We start from the raw sequence: 16299 nt of genomic DNA on the forward strand, positions 1-16299 counted from the left end.
GGTTTGGCAAGACAGAAGAAAGAGCAGAAACGGGGAAGCGCTTTTTTGTACTTATAATTCCATACTGGACTTTTATGTATTAGTCGTCAATCGGGGCCCTTAAAGATGTGGCCGCCGATGGTCGGGAGGTGAATCAGTGGGAAATTGGGTGATGCGGATGGCCTCTTCGCGAGCAAGCCCGCTCCCACATTGGTTCTGAGTCGAACACAAAACTAGTGTTTGATGGAGATCTAATGTGGGAGCGGGCTTGCACGCGAAGGCGGACTGACAGTCAATGAAGAACTAAATGGCTGTCTACTGCTTCCAGCGATCCGCCGCCGCATGATCACTGTCGCGCCCTTCAACCCAACGCGACCCGTCAGGGGTGTTTTCTTTCTTCCAGAATGGTGCGCGGGTTTTCAGGTAGTCCATGACAAAGGCGCAGGCGTCGAACGCCGCCTGGCGGTGGGCACTGGCAGCGCCAACGAAGACGATCGGCTCCCCCGGTTCCAGGGCGCCGATGCGATGCAGCACTTCAAGTTTGAGCAGTGGCCAGCGCTGCTCGGCCTCTGTGGCGATCTTGGCGAGGGCTTTTTCGGTCATGCCCGGGTAGTGCTCAAGGAACATTCCGGCGACGTCGAGTCCGTCATTGAAGTCGCGAACATAGCCGACAAAACTCACCACCGCACCGACGCCCACATTGGCGGCGTGCATGGCGTTGACTTCAGCACCCGGATCGAACGCCGTGGACTGCACGCGAATCGCCATGGCTCAGCCTCCGGTCACGGTCGGGAAAAAGGCCACTTCATCGCCATCGCTCACCGGCTCATCGAGCTGGCACAGGTCTTCGTTGCGGGCGCACATCAGGTTCTGTTCGCTCAGCACATCGGCACCGTCACGCTGGGCCAGCAGCGCGCGCACATCGTCGACTGTGGCGAAATCACCTTCAACCTTCACCGAGTCCACGCCGAGCGCTTCACGGTAACGGGCAAAAAACTTCACGGTGACGTTCATGGCTGGTCCGCCTGGAAATGGCCGCTCTTGCCGCCGAGCTTCTCCAGTAGCCGCACGTTTTCAATAGTCATGCCGCGATCCACGGCTTTGCACATGTCATAGATAGTCAGCGCCGCGACGCTGGCGGCGGTCAGGGCTTCCATCTCCACGCCGGTTTGTCCGGACAACTTGCAGCGCGCGACGATGCGCACGGTGTCGTCGCCTTCGGCATTGAGTTCGACCTTGACGCCGGTGAGCAGCAGCGGATGGCACAGAGGGATCAGATCGCTGGTTTTCTTCGCGGCCTGAATGCCGGCAATACGCGCCACGGCGAACACATCACCCTTGGGGTGACCGCCGCTGACGATCATCTGCAGGGTTTCGGGCAGCATGCGCACAAGCGCTTGGGCCGTTGCTTCACGGAACGTCACGGCTTTTTCAGTGACGTCGACCATATTGGCGCGACCTTGGGAATCGAGATGAGTCAGCACAGGGATACTCCTGATCAGGAGCACCGATTGTAAACCTGTGGGTCAAATTTCGGCCATAAAAAACCGGGCGGCCTGCGCAGGCCGCCCGGTTCTGTCGAGGCGATTACAAATGCGATTCGGCGTATTCGGCCAGAATCGAACGTGGCACCCCTTGCAGGGTGATGTGCACACCGTTGGGGAAATCCTTGAAGCGTTCTGTCAGGTACGTCAGCCCGGAACTGGTCGCGGACAGGTAAGGGGTGTCGATCTGAGCCAGGTTACCCAGGCACACCACTTTGGAACCGGCGCCAGCACGGGTGATGATGGTTTTCATCTGGTGCGGCGTGAGGTTCTGGCATTCATCGATCAGGATCAGACTCTGCTGGAAGCTGCGGCCTCGAATGTAATTGAGGGATTTGAACTGCAACGGCACTTTGCTGAGGATGTAATCGACACTGCCATGGGTGTTTTCGTCATCCATGTGCAAGGCTTCGAGGTTGTCGGTGATGGCGCCCAGCCAAGGCTCCATTTTTTCCGCTTCGGTGCCGGGCAGGAAACCGATCTCCTGATCCAGGCCCTGCACGCTACGGGTCGCGATGATCCGGCGATAGCGTTTGCTGACCATGGTCTGCTCGATCGCTGCCGCCAGTGCGAGGATGGTTTTACCGGAACCCGCAGCCCCGGTCAGGTTGACCAGGTGGATATCCGGGTCGAGCAAGGCGTACAGCGCCAGGCTTTGATAGATGTCACGCGGTTTCAAGCCCCAGGCTTCCTGGTGCAACAGGGGTTCCTGATGCAGGTCGAGAATCAGCAACTTGTCTTCCTCGATCTCCTTGATCCAGCCGACAAAACCCTGTTCGTCGATGATGAACTCGTTGATGTGCACCGCCGGCAGGTTGTCGATCAACTGCACCTGGTGCCAGGTGCGGCCATGATCCTGACGGGTGTCGACATTCCTCACACGGTCCCAGAAGGAGCCGCTCATGTTGTGATAACCGTTGGGCAGCAGCGACACGTCGTCAACCAGTTGGTCGGTGCTGTAGTCCTCGGCCGCAATCCCGCAAGCCCGGGCCTTGAGGCGCATGTTGATGTCTTTGGTGACCAGCACCACGGGCAGTTTTGGTTCGCGCGCGTGCAGGTCGATCAACTGGTTGATGATGATGTTGTCGTTCAGGTGCTCGGGCAGAATGATGTTCGGTTCGGCACGTTTGCTCATCAAAATTGACAGCAGACCCTTGGGCCCACTCTTGCCGCGCTGGATCGGCACACCGAGTTCGACATCTTCGGGGCTGGCATCGCCCAAGGTCTTGTCGATCAGGCGAATCGCCTGACGGCATTCAGCAGCCACGCTGTGATGCCCGCTCTTGAGCTTGTCGAGCTCCTCAAGCACGGTCATCGGGATGGCGACGTGGTGTTCTTCGAAGTTAAGCAGGGCGTTTGGATCGTGAATCAATACGTTGGTATCGAGTACATAAAGGATTGGCTGGTTGGAGGAAGAACTACGTCCGTGATCATCCATACTCGGTCACCTTTGTGGGAGCCAGTCGACGCAATACCGTGACAGTGCTGCGCCTCGAAGTGGCCACCGAATTCACCTGTTGGGACTCAAGTGAACTGCATCCATAGCTGGGTCTTGGAAGACGCCACCTGTGTTGCAGGTTTCGGCGGTCTGTCTTCGTAATACTCCAAAACCTGTGACAGAAAAAAGTACTTTGACGTTTTTTTGAAGTTTATTTTTCAGAGTGACCAATAGCACTAGGCGGATTGCCATCACCCCGTTAAAGTCGGAAGTCCGCCTGCACCGAATTCTCGCCAAAAATCGACCACCGCCCAATGTTTACGGCCTTTCGCCGTTTTCAGCGAAACGCGTCCTGACAGTCTTCCCAGCCGATTCCGCTTTGCGCCGTTTGCGTGATGAGCCAGGGCATCGCCGTTTTCAGCGCATCCTGCTTCACGTTGAAATTGATCACCCCGTGGCGCCACAACAGCATCAGGGTCAATACCCGTTGTGCGCTCGGGTTGCCCTTGAGTTTGCCGGCGCCGTCCTGGGCATCGATGTCCCACAGGGCCACCTGCAAACCCTGAGTGTTGAAGAAGCCTTCGGCATCCGAGCGACGCTGCCCATCGGGCGGCCGAAACAATGGCACGTAGTTCTCGGGCAGTTTGCTTTTGACCAGTTCGACGCTGCGTCGCACCGAGTCCTGCCAGTCCTGCCAGTGGCTGTGGGAGCGAAACTCCCAGCCTTGCGCGCCAATGCACTGCTTCGAGTACGTCGCTTGCAGGCTGGCTACCGAACGATCGGCCAGACGGGCCTGGATGTCCTTGCCGAGGACGAAGAACGTGCCACTCATGTTCGATTTGCGCAGGTATTCCGTGGCCCAGGCGGTGTTATCCGGCGCGGTATTGGCGGCACTGTCGAAGGTCAGCAAAAACAGCCGGTCATGCATCTGATCGCCGTTGCGCTCATAGTCGCCAAAACGATCGACTTCGCTGCTGGTTTGCGGAAACAGCGCTGCCTTGCGCAATTGCTCGTCCAGGTACTGGGCGTGGAACAGTCGGCTCGGCTCGGCCCACTTTATGTAGTAGCTCTCATCGCTGACCTGAAACTTGGCGGCTTGCTGGCGCAGGGTGTCCATGTCCTCGACCAGGAAACAGAAGGAAGCATCCTGATCGCAGCTTTGCTGGGCGTAGTTGTAGTTGGTCAGCAGCCGCTGCCACAGGCGCTGGCGCAGATTGTTGATCGATTCCAGATTGACCGTGCGCAACCCCAGGCGCTGGGCCAGGCTCACTTCGTCCAGGGATTCGCTGGCCAACAGGACGTGAGCGAACATGAGTATCTCGGCTCGTGACGCCACATCAAACAGGGTCGGGCTGTTGAGCTGTTCAGGCCAGGTGCTGCGATCAAGCGTCGCCACATCGCCCGGCGCCGCCATGGCACCGAAGCTCAACACCCAGGCCGAGAATAGAAAAACGATACGCAATGGGATGTCTCCATAACAAAACCCGCGCGGCACTATAGCTGATCGCCGCCACATTCCCGCAGCACCGCCGAACTCCTATGGGATCGCGGATAGGCGCCGATCATCACCTATGGACTTGATAGCTGGAGTCAACAAGGCCAACCCCCTAGAATCGCCCCCACGATTAAAGGAGACGACTTCATGCTGATGGTGATTTCCCCCGCCAAGACCCTCGATTACGAAACACCGCCGGCGACCCAGCGCTTCACCCAGCCACAATACCTCGACCATTCCCAGGAGCTGATCCTGCAATTGCGCGAGCTGGCCCCTGCGCAGATCAGCGAGTTGATGCACGTCTCCGACAAGATCGGCGGGCTCAACGCCGCGCGTTTCGGCAGCTGGACGCCCGCGTTCACTCCGAAAAACGCCAAACAGGCACTGCTCGCCTTCAAGGGCGACGTCTACACCGAGTTGAATGCTCAAACCTTCAGCGAGGCCGATTTCGATTACGCCCAGCAGCACTTGCGCATGTTGTCCGGTCTGTACGGCCTGCTGCGCCCACTGGACCTGATGCAGCCGTATCGACTGGAGATGGGCACCAAACTGGCGAATGCCCGTGGCAAGGACTTGTATGCCTTCTGGGGCACACGGATCAGCGAATGGTTGAACGAAGCCCTGGCCGATCAAGGCGATGACGTGCTGCTGAACCTGGCCTCCAACGAGTACTTCTCGGCGGTCAAACGCAACGCCCTGAACGCGCGCATCATCAATACCGAATTCAAGGACCTGAAGAACGGCCAGTACAAGATCATCAGCTTCTACGCGAAAAAGGCCCGCGGCATGATGAGTCGCTTCGTCATTGAAGAGCGCATCAACGACCCGCAAGCCCTCAAGCAGTTCGACGTACAAGGTTATCGCTACAGCGCCGAGCAGTCTAAACCAGACAATCTAGTGTTCCTGCGCAATTACGCACCCGAGTAAACTCCTGGTTGGCGCACGCCTCATTAAAGGGTCGTGCGCCACGTCCAATCGTCCAACAATTCCCCACCTCATTCGTCACATTACTGACGCCAAGAATCAATCACTCGATTTTCTAACTTTAGTTTCACTCGACTTTGTTGAATTTTTTCAGTAGTGGCACTGAAATTTTTTATCAGTAGTGGCACATAACTATCTAATCCGACAATACCCTTATATATCAAGGGCGAAACAGGCGTTGATATCATTATGAAGGCAGTGCCATCTTTTTCAATATTTCAAGAAATTTCAGAATTCGCGATGGGTGGACAGGAACTATGTCCAAATGCGTCGCTCATACCACCGGTAACCATTCTCTCTGAGCTTGTACGAGATAACTTACGCAGATAAGAGATTCACGTAGCAAAGTTGTCACATTAACTTCTGCGAACGGGTCCCTGATTTGGGCAACACATGAAGGACAGGAGATTAAGCATCACAAATATCCCCTACAAGGCCAAGGCTGCGCCCCTATAAACGTGCTCACCTGAGCACCCAACCGCTTGATTTACGGGCTTCTGCCTGGCATTGAGCGCGCAAGACCTTTGCACGAATGTCTTCTGATTAGAAGATCTGTTGCATAACAGGGCACGCCATAACAATAAAAGCCTAGTTGCGCACCTTTTGAGTGAACTTATTTAGACACTCGGAACTTATATGCCTGCACGCGGCATTGTGGCGCCTTTAAGGCGCACTTCCGAGTGCACTACCACCGCTGAACACCATTAACTCCGGCCATGTAATGGCTTGATAAACACAGAGGTAATTGCGATGCGCATCAGCATATTTGGTTTGGGTTACGTCGGCGCAGTATGTGCCGGTTGCCTGTCTGCACGGGGCCATGACGTCGTTGGCGTCGATGTTGCCAAAGACAAAATCGATATGATCAACGCCGGTAAATCGCCGATCGTTGAACCGGGTCTGGGCGAGCTTCTGCAGAAGGGTATCGAGACGGGCAAATTGCGCGGCACGACCAACTTCGCCGAGGCGATTCGTGACACCGACCTGTCGATGATCTGCGTCGGCACGCCGAGCAAGAAGAACGGCGACCTGGAACTGAACTACATCGAAGCCGTGTGCCGCGAGATCGGTTTTGTCCTGCGTGACAAGACCACCCGTCACACCATCGTGGTTCGCAGCACCGTACTGCCAGGCACTGTGGCAAACGTAGTGATCCCGATCCTCGAAGACTGCTCCGGCAAGAAAGCCGGCGTCGACTTCGGCGTTGCAGTGAACCCTGAGTTCCTGCGTGAAAGCACCGCGATCGCCGATTACGACCTGCCGCCAATGACGGTCATCGGCGAGTTCGACAAGGCGAGCGGCGACGTTCTGCAATCGCTGTACGAAGAACTCGACGCTCCGATCATCCGAAAGGACATCGCCGTGGCCGAGATGATCAAGTACACCTGCAACGTGTGGCACGCCACCAAGGTGACCTTCGCCAACGAGATCGGCAACATCGCCAAGGCCGTCGGCGTCGATGGTCGCGAAGTGATGGAAGTGGTCTGCCAGGACAAGACGCTGAACCTGTCCCAGTACTACATGCGCCCTGGTTTCGCGTTCGGCGGTTCCTGCCTGCCGAAGGACGTTCGCGCCCTGACCTACCGCGCCGGTTCCCTGGACGTGGAAGCACCACTGCTCAACTCGCTGATGCGCAGTAACGAGTCCCAGGTGCAGAACGCCTTCGACATCGTCACCAGCCACGGCAAACGCAAAGTCGCCCTGCTGGGTCTGAGCTTCAAGGCCGGTACTGACGATCTGCGCGAAAGCCCGCTGGTTGATCTGGCGGAAATGCTGATCGGCAAGGGCTACGACCTGAGCATCTACGACACCAACGTCGAATACGCCCGTGTCCACGGTGCGAACAAGGATTACATCGAGTCGAAGATCCCTCACGTCTCGTCCTTGCTCAACGCCGATTTCGACGACGTGATCAACAACTCCGACGTGATCATCCTTGGCAACCGTGACGAGAAGTTCCGCGCCCTGGCGCAGAACGCTCCACACGGCAAGCAAGTGATCGACCTGGTCGGTTTCATGTCCCAAGCCACCAGCGTGAGTGGCCGGACTGAAGGCATCTGCTGGTAACAAGCGGCATCGGGAGGGTTTTCGGCGCTCATATCGTCAGCAAACCCTCCCGGCTTTTTCGCCTGCCTTAACCCCATCGGGCCACCCCACAGGCTCGCCCGAGATAGAGACGGATGCAGATTATGCACAGGCTAAAGCACGGCCTACTTCAGGTCGCCGGTTGGCTGTTTTACTTAAGTATTTTGATGGGCATTGCCATGGCGTTGCCTGCGTCCACGTTCGACTCCGAGTCGAAGGACTTCATCTTCCTGATCGGTATCGTCGGTATCTGGCGCTACTCGATGGGTGCCACGCACTTTCTGCGCGGCATGCTGTTTCTGTACGTGGTCTACCCGCACCTGCGGCGCAAAGTGCGCAAGCTGGGTAAAGCGGCAGACCCGTCCCATGTGTTTCTGATGGTCACCAGTTTTCGTATCGACGCGCTGACCACCGCCCAGGTCTACGCCTCGGTGATTCGCGAAGCGATCGACTGCGGACTGCCGACCACCATGGTCTGCTCCATCGTGGAAATGTCCGATGAGAAGCTGGTGAAAAGCCTTTGGACCAAAATGAATCCACCGGCTCGCGTCAAGCTCGACTTCGTGCGCATTCCCGGCACCGGCAAGCGCGATGGCCTGGCTTACGGTTTTCGCGCCATCTCCCGCCACCTGCCGGACGACCGCGCCGTGGTTGCAGTGATCGATGGCGACACCGTGCTCGCCGAAGGCGTCGTGCTCAAGACCGTGCCGTGGTTCCAGCTGTTCGGCAATGTCGGCGGCCTGACCACCAACGAGTTCTGCGAAGTGCGCGGCGGCTACATCATGAGCGAGTGGCACAAACTGCGCTTCGCCCAGCGCCACATCAACATGTGCTCTATGGCCCTGTCCAAGCGCGTGCTGACCATGACCGGGCGGATGTCGGTATTCCGCGCCACTGTGGTGACCAACCCGGACTTCATAGCCGACGTGGAAAGCGACTCGCTGCAACACTGGCGCCTGGGTCGCTTCAAGTTCCTCACCGGTGATGACAAGTCGAGCTGGTTCAGCTTGATGCGCCTGGGCTACGACACGTTTTATGTGCCAGACGCCGCCATTCACACCGTGGAACACCCGCCGGAAAAAAGCTTCATCAAGGCCAGTCGCAAACTGATGTTCCGCTGGTACGGCAACAACCTGCGGCAGAACTCCCGCGCCTTGGGCCTGGGGATGAAACGTCTCGGCCTGTTCACTTCGGTGGTGCTGTTCGACCAACGTGTGTCGATGTGGACGTCGCTGCTGGGCCTGACCGTCGCGCTCATCGCCACCTTCAAATACGGCGCCGCGTTCATCCTGGTTTACCTGCTGTGGATCGGCATTACCCGACTGATCCTGACCGTGCTGCTGTCTTTGTCCGGTCACACGATCGGCCCGGCCTACCCAGCGATTCTCTATTACAACCAGATCGTCGGCGCGCTGGTGAAGATCTACGTGTTCTTCCGCCTCGACCAACAGTCCTGGACTCGCCAGCCCACTTCCCTGACCCGTGATCTCGCCAGCTTTCAAGGTTGGTTCAACACTTGGTCGTCTCGGACCATGACCTTCTCCGCCGGCAGCATCTTTGTTGCTGTGCTGCTGATGATGGTCTGACCGAACTCGCCTGAATTAACTAGGAAATCGTCCATATGAATACCGCCGTCAACGCCAACGTAGTGCATGAATCAGAAGCCCAGCGCCAGCACGCCCGAGTGAAAATCCCGGCCAAGCTGCGCTTCTACGGTCCTGACCGGACCCCGGTAGAAGCTCGGGTCCTCGACCTCTCCGCTGGCGGTCTGGCCTTCAACGCCGGTCAGTTGCCACTGAAGATCGGCGACGTGTACAAGGCGCGCCTGCAGTTCGTCATCGATAACCTTGGCCTGGCCATGGACGTCGAGTTACTGGTCCGCTCCCACGACCGCGAAACCGGCCGTACCGGTTGCCAGTTCCAGAACCTCGAATCTCAGGACATTTCCACCCTGCGCCACCTGATCACCTCGCACCTGGCCGGCGACATTGTCAGCATGGGTGAAGTGCTGGCAACCCTGCAGCGCGACAACTTCACCAAGGCGCGCAAGGTCAAGGATGGCGGCCACGGCATGACCGCGTTCGGTCGTCTGCGTGCAGTGACCTTCAGCTTCGCGATTTTCCTCGTCGGCCTGACGGCATTCGGCTTCATTTTCAAGTCGGTGTACGGCATGTACTTCGTCAGCCACGCCCAGGCCGGTCTGGTCAGCGTAGCGGGCATGAACATCACCATGCCGCGCGACGGCACGGTGCAGAGCCTGATCAAAACCGACGGCGTTGCGGCCAAAGGCGCCCCGCTGGCGACGTTCAGCACCAGCATGCTCGACGTACTCAAGGGCCATCTTGACGACAATCAATTACAACCGGCCAAGGTTGAAGAACTGTTCGGCAAGCAAATGACCGGCACCCTGACGTCGCCGTGTGATTGCACCGTAGCGCAGCAAATGGTCGCCAACGGTCAGTACGCCAGCAAGGGCGACGTGATCTTCCAACTGGTGCCGCGTAACAGCGAAGCCAACGTTGAAGCGCGCTTCTCCTATCGCCAGTTCGGCGACGTGCTGCCAGGCAGCTCGGTCAGCTTCCAGATCGCCGGCGAAGACAAAACCCGCTCCGGCACGATCATCAGCAGCACCAGCCTGAAAAGCGCCGACCTGTCGTCCGACATCCGCGTGCTGATCAAGCCTGACGAGCCGCTGGACAGCAAATTCGCCGGTCGCCCGGTTGAAGTCAACGCCACCCGTGGTCCGAACCTGAACTGGCTGATCGACAAAGCCATGGCCGCCGGTCGTTAAAAACAAGAGGACATGCCCGTGACTAGCCCACTCAGAATCCTGCCAGTCCCGCTGACTCTGGCCATGGCAATTGCCCTGGCCGGATGCGCCGGCCTGCCCGACCAGCGTCTGGCCAACGAAGCCCTCAAGCGCGGTGATACCACGCTGGCGGCGCAGAATTACCAGCAACTGGCAGACCTGGGCTACAGCGAAGCACAGGTTGGCCTTGCCGATATCCAGGTCGACAGCCATGACCCGGCGCAGATCAAGAAAGCCGAGGCGACTTATCGCGCCGCGGCCAGCGTTTCGCCGCGGGCTCAGGCTCGCCTGGGTCGTCTGCTGGTGGCCAAACCCGGCTCCACCGAAGCCGAACAGCACGAAGCCGAAGGCCTGTTGAAGAAAGCCAGTGCCGCAGGCGAAGGCAACACCCTGATCCCGCTGGCAATGCTGTACCTGCAATACCCGCACAGTTTCCCGAACGTCAACGCGCAACAGCAGATCAGTAAATGGCGTGCCGAAGGCAAGCCGGAAGCAGGCCTGGCCCAAGTGCTGCTCTATCGCACCCAGGGCACTTACGACCAGCATCTGGACGAAGTGGAAACGATCTGCAAAGCCGCGTTGAACACCACCGACATCTGCTACGTCGAACTGGCCACGGTCTACCAGAAAAAAGCCCAGCCAGAGAAACAGGCCGAGCTGATCAAGCAAATGCAAGCCGCCCAGGCTCGCGGCGCTGTTTCCGCCCAACGGGTGGACAGCGTGGCCCGCGTATTGGGCGATGCATCCCTGGGCAAGACCGACGAGAAAACCGCCCAGTCGCTGCTCGAAGGCATCGCACCCGGCTACCCCGCTTCCTGGGTCAGCCTGGCGCAACTGCTCTACGACTTCCCGGAACTGGGTGACGTCGACACGATGATGAAGTACCTGGACAACGGCCGCGCCGCCGACCAGCCGCGCGCCGAGCTGTTGCTGGGCAAGCTCTACTACGAAGGCAAAATGGTACCGGTTGACGCGAAGGTCGCCGAAGAACACTTCAAGAAAGCCGTCGACAGAGAAGTGGCCGCCGATTACTACCTCGGCCAGATCTACCGTCGCGGTTACCTGGGCAAGGTCTATCCGCAAAAAGCGCTGGACCACCTGCTCAAGGCTGCGCGTAACGGCCAGAACAGCGCCGACTTCGCCATTGCCCAACTGTTCTCCCAAGGCAAGGGCACCCGGCCCGACCCGCTTAACGCTTATGTCTTCAGCCAATTGGCCAAGGCCCAGAACACCCCGCAAGCCACCGAGCTTGCGCAAACACTCGAAACCCAATTGCCGCCTGCCCAGCTCGCCGAGGCCCAACGCCTGTTGAAACAAGAACAGGCCGTTCGTGGTGCCTTGAGTCAGAACACGCTGGAACTGCATGCCCTGGAAGAAGAAGACGGCGAGGAATCCCTATGAAGTTGAATCCATTTGTGAAGGCCGGTATCGGCCTGTCGTTCGCCCTCTTGTGGTCGTGCCCGACCCTGGCGGCCCTGACTGAAAGCAAGAACTACGGCCTGGACGTGAAAGTCACCGCCCAGTCCGAAGACGACACTGACCTCGGTACGGCGAAAGGCGGCGACGTCAATGGCGTCGGCCTCGACCTGCGTCCATGGATCTACGGCGAGAGCGGCGCGTGGAGCGGCTACGCCATGGGTCAGGCCGTGACGGCCACCGACATCATCGAGACGGACACCCTGCAACAGTCCGACAGCAGCGGCACCCAGAGCACCGACAGCGGTGGTCGCAAGAGCAAGAAAAACTACCTGGCGATGCGTGAGTTCTGGGTCGGTTACAGCGGCCTTACGCCCTACCCCGGCGAGATGCTCAAACTCGGTCGCCAGCGTCTGCGCAATGACGATGGTCAATGGCGCGACACCAACATCGAAGCACTGAACTGGACCTTCGACACCACCCTGTTGCGCGCCAACGCCGGTGTTGCCGAGCGTTTCAGCGAGTACCGCACCGACCTCACAGAGCTCGCGCCCAAGGACAAGGATCGCCTGCACGCTTACGCGGATGCGGCGTATCAGTGGACCCCGGGCAACTGGGTCGGCATTCGTGGTCACCACACTCACGATGACGGCAAGCTCGATACCGCGCAGCCAGGTGTTCCCGCCGATTCTCTGGACAAGAAGCAGAACGGCGACATCAGCTGGATCGGCCTTACCGCCGACAGCGATGCCTATAACTGGCGCAACACCAACACCGTCAATTACTGGGGCAGCGTCACTGGCATGAGCGGCGACCGCGACAAGGTCAACCCGCTCAACGCCGATGGCACCGCACCGGCACAAGCCACAACCAGTGGCAATGTTGATGGCTGGGCCACTGACCTGGGCGTGCGTCTGCGCCTCGATCCGCAATGGCAAGTCGGTGCAGCCTATGCCCGTGCCAGTGCCGATTACGAACAGAACGGCCTGCAAAGCAACCGCTCGAACTACACCGGTACTCGCTCGCGGGTTCACCGTTTCGGCGAAGCCTTCCGTGGCGAAACGAGCAACATTCAGAGCGCTACATTGTTCGGTTCGTGGATGCTTAACGACGAATACGACGCCAGTGTGATCTACCACAAATTCTGGCGCGTCGACGGCAACAAGCCGGTCGGCAGCAACGGCATCAACGCCGTCGAGAACAACACCGACGACGCGACCGGCGCGATTCTTTCCAGCACGTCCCTGCCGCTAAACGATGGCAACAAAGACCTCGGCCAGGAAATGGACGTGGTCGTCACCAAGTACTTCAAGCAAGGCCTGTTGCCCGCCTCCTTGAGCCAATCGATCGATGAACCTTCGGCCCTGGTGCGGTTGCGTGGCGGTGTATTCAAGCCCGGCGATGCGTATGGCAAAGGCGTCGACTCGTACATGCACCGCGCGTTTGTCGACGTGATCTGGCGCTTCTGATGCGAACCGCTAAGGGAGTTCCTGACATGAACAGTCCGAAGAGAGGCTCGATAACCTTGCTGGCCGGCGCGATGTTGCTGGCCAGCACGGCAGTCTTCGCCACTGTGGAGCCGGCCTCGCCTGTTCACAAAGGCCAGCCGGCGACCATTGCCAAGGGATTGCAACAGGCCAAGACCTACACCGTCAGCAGCGCACCGACCGCGCCGCTGGAGTTGGCCAAGCCGAAACTGCCGGACACCTCCGGCTACACCGCCGAAGCCATCGCCGCGAAAATCGTGCGCAACAAGGCCGGCAAAATCAGCGTGCGCCGGATGATGCAGGAAGACGCGCTGAAGGACTTCATCGGCGGCGACAACAAGATGTCTGAATGGGTGGTGCGTCAGCACGGCATCCCGCAGGCCATCTTCGTCGACGACGGCTACATGAACCTCAAGGATCTGGCCAAGAAGTTGCCCAAGCAGTACTTCAGTGAAACCTCGCCGGGTGTGTTCCTGGCGAAGTTGCCGATCGTGGTCGGTAGACACGGCATTCTGGAAATCGACAAGCAGACCCAGGAACTGCGCCTGTCCCAAGAGGCCGGTTCGTTCTTGGTCAACGACGGTCAGCTGTTTGTGCGTGATACCAAAATCACTGGCTGGAGCGAGAAGGCAAACGGCCCGGCGGCCTTCAAGTCGCCCAAAGAATTCCGTCCGTTCCTGCTGTCCTGGGGTGGCACCGAGACCTACATCGCCAACAGCAAAATCGCCAGTTTCGGCTACGCCAACAGTAAGTCTTACGGCGTGAGTATTTCCCAGTACACGCCGAACATGGCCAAGGTGCTCAAGCGCCCTGAACCGACCGGCTGGATCGTCGGCTCCGAGTTCTCGGACATGTGGTACGGCTTCTACTGCTACGAAACCCGTGACTTTGTGGTCAAGGGCAACACCTACAAAGACAACATCGTCTACGGCATTGACCCGCATGACCGTTCCCACGGTCTGATCATTGCCGACAACACGGTGTTCGGGACCAAGAAGAAGCACGGGATCATTATTTCCCGTGAAGTGAACGACAGCTTCATCTTCAACAACCGCAGCTACGACAACAAGTTGTCGGGCCTGGTGATCGACCGTAACAGCGTCAACAACCTGATCGCCTACAACGAGATCTACAAGAACCACACCGACGGCATCACCCTCTACGAGAGTGGCGACAACATGCTGTGGGGCAACAAGGTGATCAGCAACCGTCGTCACGGCATCCGGATTCGTAACAGCGTGAACATCCGCCTCTACGAAAACCTGTCCATGGCCAACGGCCTGACGGGTGTCTACGGACACATCAAGGACCTGAGCGACACGGACCGTGACATCAAGCTCGACCCGTTCGATGCCCAGGTGTCCCTGATCGTGGTCGGCGGCGAACTGGCCGGCAACGGCAGCGGACCACTGTCCATCGACTCGCCGCTGAGCGTGGAGTTGTATCGCGTGTCCATGCTCGCACCGACCAAATCCAGCGGCATCAGCTTCTCGGGGATTCTCGGCGAGCGCCAGGATGAAATTCTCGACCTGCTGGTGCGCCAGCAGAAAGCCGTGCTGATCGACCCTGTCGAACGCCAGACCGAAATGCGGGACTGAGGATAACTTTATGCACCCACACTTGATCAAATTACTCAGCCTGTCGGCTCTGACCGTCGGCATTTTCGCGGCCAGCGCCGGCGCTCGTGCCGATGAAGCCAAAGCACCTGCCTTCAGCGCCGAGCCGTGCTGCAGCCTGTGTCCGGCAGCCAACGACCCGAAGAACTACACCACGCGTTACCAGCAGAACTTCACCACGCTGGTGCAGGCTCAGGGCGATTGGCTGTTCCGTACGCAAGAAGACTTGCGCACCGAGTTCGACACCTCACCCGCCGGCTACAAACGCATGAAAGAACTGCACGATGCGTTCAAGAGCAAAGGCATTGAACTGGTCATCGTTTACCAGCCGACCCGTGGCTTGGTGAACCGCAACAAGCTCAACCCGGAAGACAAGGCCAAGTACGATTTCGACAAGGCCCTGAAGAACTACAAGACCATGCTCGGGCGTTTCGCCGCCATGGGCTACACCGTGCCGGACCTGTCGCCGCTGACCAACGAGTCGCTGCCTGACACCCTGCCGGCCCACGATTTCTACTTCCAGGGCGACCAACACTGGACGCCGTATGGCGCCCAGCGCACGGCGAAAATCGTCGGTGAGCAAATCAAGAAAATGCCGGCCTTTGCCGACGTGCCGAAACGCGAATTCGAGAGCCATAAGTCGGGTCGTATGGGCAAGACCGGAACGTTACACAACATGGCTGGTCAACTCTGTGGCACCAGCTACGCGATCCAGTACATGGATCAGTTCACCACCGAGCCGAAAGGCGAAGCAGCTGATGGCGATCTGTTCAGTGATTCCGGTAATCCGGAAGTCACCTTGGTCGGCACCAGCCACAGTGGCAAGAACTACAACTTCGCCGGTTTCCTCGAAGAGGCCATCGGCGCCGACATCCTCAACGTGGCGTTCCCCGGCGGTGGCCTGGAAGGTTCGATGCTGCAGTACCTGGGCAGCGAAGAGTTCCAGACCAAGCCGCCGAAGATTCTGATCTGGGAATTCTCGCCGCTCTATCGCCTCGACCAGGAAACCATCTACCGCCAGATGATGGCGCTGCTGGACAACGGTTGCGAAGGAAAGGATGCACAGATGACTGGCAGCACCACGTTGAAACCGGGCAAGAACGAATTGATGGTCAATAGCAAGAACCTGAATCTGCAAAACAGCAGCCACCAGGTTGATATCCGCTTCGCCGATCCGTCGGTGAAAACCCTGCAAGCCACCCTCTGGTACATGAACGGTCGCCACGAGGACATCAAGATCGAGAAACCGGAAACCTCCGATACCGACGGGCGTTTCGCCTTTGAGTTGCGCACGGACGATGACTGGGCCTCGCAGAATCTGCTGGCCGTCGAAGTCCAGGGCCCCGAAGCAGGTGCCGCGCCACAGAAAGTCGAAGCGAAAATCTGCAAACGCAACGTGTTCCCTGGCGCTGGGCAGCGTACCGCTCAGACCGGGCAATGAGGCAA

13 protein-coding genes are annotated in these 16299 nt (G+C 58.5%); 8 read left to right on the top strand and 5 right to left on the bottom strand.

The window, feature by feature from the left end:
- Window positions 1-294 precede the first annotated feature (294 nt).
- From moaE to FQ187_RS05830, 5 genes are all read right to left on the bottom strand, one after another.
- Window positions 295-747: a molybdopterin synthase catalytic subunit MoaE gene (gene moaE / locus FQ187_RS05810; RefSeq protein ID WP_046045949.1), complete on the bottom strand. Its 453-nt coding sequence runs from the start codon at window positions 745-747 to the stop codon at window positions 295-297.
- A gap of 3 nt (window positions 748-750) precedes the next feature.
- Window positions 751-993 carry a molybdopterin converting factor subunit 1 gene (gene moaD, locus FQ187_RS05815; protein ID WP_149628750.1) on the bottom strand — a complete coding sequence of 81 codons (243 nt, stop codon included), beginning with the start codon at window positions 991-993 and terminating at the stop codon, window positions 751-753.
- Entirely contained in the window at window positions 990-1463 is a 474-nt protein-coding gene (gene moaC, locus FQ187_RS05820) for a cyclic pyranopterin monophosphate synthase MoaC (RefSeq protein WP_149628751.1), read from the bottom strand. Before moaC ends, moaD begins: the two co-directional genes overlap by 4 nt.
- A gap of 103 nt (window positions 1464-1566) precedes the next feature.
- Window positions 1567-2961, bottom strand: a complete 1395-nt coding sequence (locus tag FQ187_RS05825; RefSeq protein ID WP_149628752.1) for a PhoH family protein — start codon at window positions 2959-2961, stop codon at window positions 1567-1569.
- Between the two features lie 337 nt (window positions 2962-3298).
- Window positions 3299-4423, bottom strand: coding sequence for a polysaccharide deacetylase family protein (locus tag FQ187_RS05830; protein ID WP_149628753.1), 1125 nt, complete (start codon window positions 4421-4423; stop codon window positions 3299-3301).
- Between the two features lie 180 nt (window positions 4424-4603).
- On the opposite strand from FQ187_RS05830, the gene yaaA reads away from it, so the two are divergent.
- From yaaA to FQ187_RS05870, 8 genes are all read left to right on the top strand, one after another.
- Complete coding sequence (gene yaaA, locus FQ187_RS05835; RefSeq protein WP_149628754.1) at window positions 4604-5383, top strand: peroxide stress protein YaaA; 780 nt, start codon at window positions 4604-4606, stop codon at window positions 5381-5383.
- Window positions 5384-6190: 807 nt separating this feature from the next.
- Window positions 6191-7507 (top strand): nucleotide sugar dehydrogenase, encoded by a 1317-nt coding sequence (locus FQ187_RS05840; protein ID WP_149628755.1) that lies wholly within the window; start codon window positions 6191-6193, stop codon window positions 7505-7507.
- A gap of 122 nt (window positions 7508-7629) precedes the next feature.
- Window positions 7630-9111, top strand: a complete 1482-nt coding sequence (alg8, locus tag FQ187_RS05845; RefSeq protein ID WP_371925509.1) for a mannuronan synthase — start codon at window positions 7630-7632, stop codon at window positions 9109-9111.
- Window positions 9112-9146: 35 nt separating this feature from the next.
- Complete coding sequence (locus tag FQ187_RS05850) at window positions 9147-10316, top strand: alginate biosynthesis protein Alg44 (RefSeq protein WP_149628757.1); 1170 nt, start codon at window positions 9147-9149, stop codon at window positions 10314-10316.
- A 12-nt stretch (window positions 10317-10328) separates the two neighbouring features.
- Window positions 10329-11735, top strand: coding sequence for an alginate biosynthesis TPR repeat lipoprotein AlgK (gene algK, locus FQ187_RS05855; protein ID WP_149628758.1), 1407 nt, complete (start codon window positions 10329-10331; stop codon window positions 11733-11735).
- On the top strand, window positions 11732-13219 hold the full coding sequence (locus FQ187_RS05860; RefSeq protein WP_149628759.1) for an alginate export family protein: 1488 nt from the start codon (window positions 11732-11734) through the stop codon (window positions 13217-13219). Before algK ends, FQ187_RS05860 begins: the two co-directional genes overlap by 4 nt.
- 26 nt (window positions 13220-13245) lie before the next feature.
- Window positions 13246-14835 (top strand): mannuronan 5-epimerase AlgG, encoded by a 1590-nt coding sequence (algG, locus tag FQ187_RS05865; RefSeq protein ID WP_149628760.1) that lies wholly within the window; start codon window positions 13246-13248, stop codon window positions 14833-14835.
- Window positions 14836-14845: 10 nt separating this feature from the next.
- Window positions 14846-16294: an alginate O-acetyltransferase gene (locus FQ187_RS05870; protein ID WP_149628761.1), complete on the top strand. Its 1449-nt coding sequence runs from the start codon at window positions 14846-14848 to the stop codon at window positions 16292-16294.
- Window positions 16295-16299 lie beyond the last annotated feature (5 nt).

The sequence above is a fragment of the Pseudomonas sp. ANT_J28 genome, from assembly GCF_008370005.1.
Classification (GTDB): domain Bacteria; phylum Pseudomonadota; class Gammaproteobacteria; order Pseudomonadales; family Pseudomonadaceae; genus Aquipseudomonas; species Aquipseudomonas frigoris.

Coding starts and splice junctions, on each gene's coding strand:
- moaE (WP_046045949.1), bottom strand. CDS start 747: ATGGCGATTCGCGTGCAGTCCACGGCGTTCGATCCGGGTGCTGAAGTC.
- moaD (WP_149628750.1), bottom strand. CDS start 993: ATGAACGTCACCGTGAAGTTTTTTGCCCGTTACCGTGAAGCGCTCGGC.
- FQ187_RS05825 (WP_149628752.1), bottom strand. CDS start 2,961: ATGGATGATCACGGACGTAGTTCTTCCTCCAACCAGCCAATCCTTTAT.
- yaaA (WP_149628754.1), top strand. CDS start 4,604: ATGCTGATGGTGATTTCCCCCGCCAAGACCCTCGATTACGAAACACCG.
- FQ187_RS05840 (WP_149628755.1), top strand. CDS start 6,191: ATGCGCATCAGCATATTTGGTTTGGGTTACGTCGGCGCAGTATGTGCC.
- alg8 (WP_371925509.1), top strand. CDS start 7,630: ATGCACAGGCTAAAGCACGGCCTACTTCAGGTCGCCGGTTGGCTGTTT.
- FQ187_RS05850 (WP_149628757.1), top strand. CDS start 9,147: ATGAATACCGCCGTCAACGCCAACGTAGTGCATGAATCAGAAGCCCAG.
- algK (WP_149628758.1), top strand. CDS start 10,329: ATGCCCGTGACTAGCCCACTCAGAATCCTGCCAGTCCCGCTGACTCTG.
- FQ187_RS05860 (WP_149628759.1), top strand. CDS start 11,732: ATGAAGTTGAATCCATTTGTGAAGGCCGGTATCGGCCTGTCGTTCGCC.
- algG (WP_149628760.1), top strand. CDS start 13,246: ATGAACAGTCCGAAGAGAGGCTCGATAACCTTGCTGGCCGGCGCGATG.
- FQ187_RS05870 (WP_149628761.1), top strand. CDS start 14,846: ATGCACCCACACTTGATCAAATTACTCAGCCTGTCGGCTCTGACCGTC.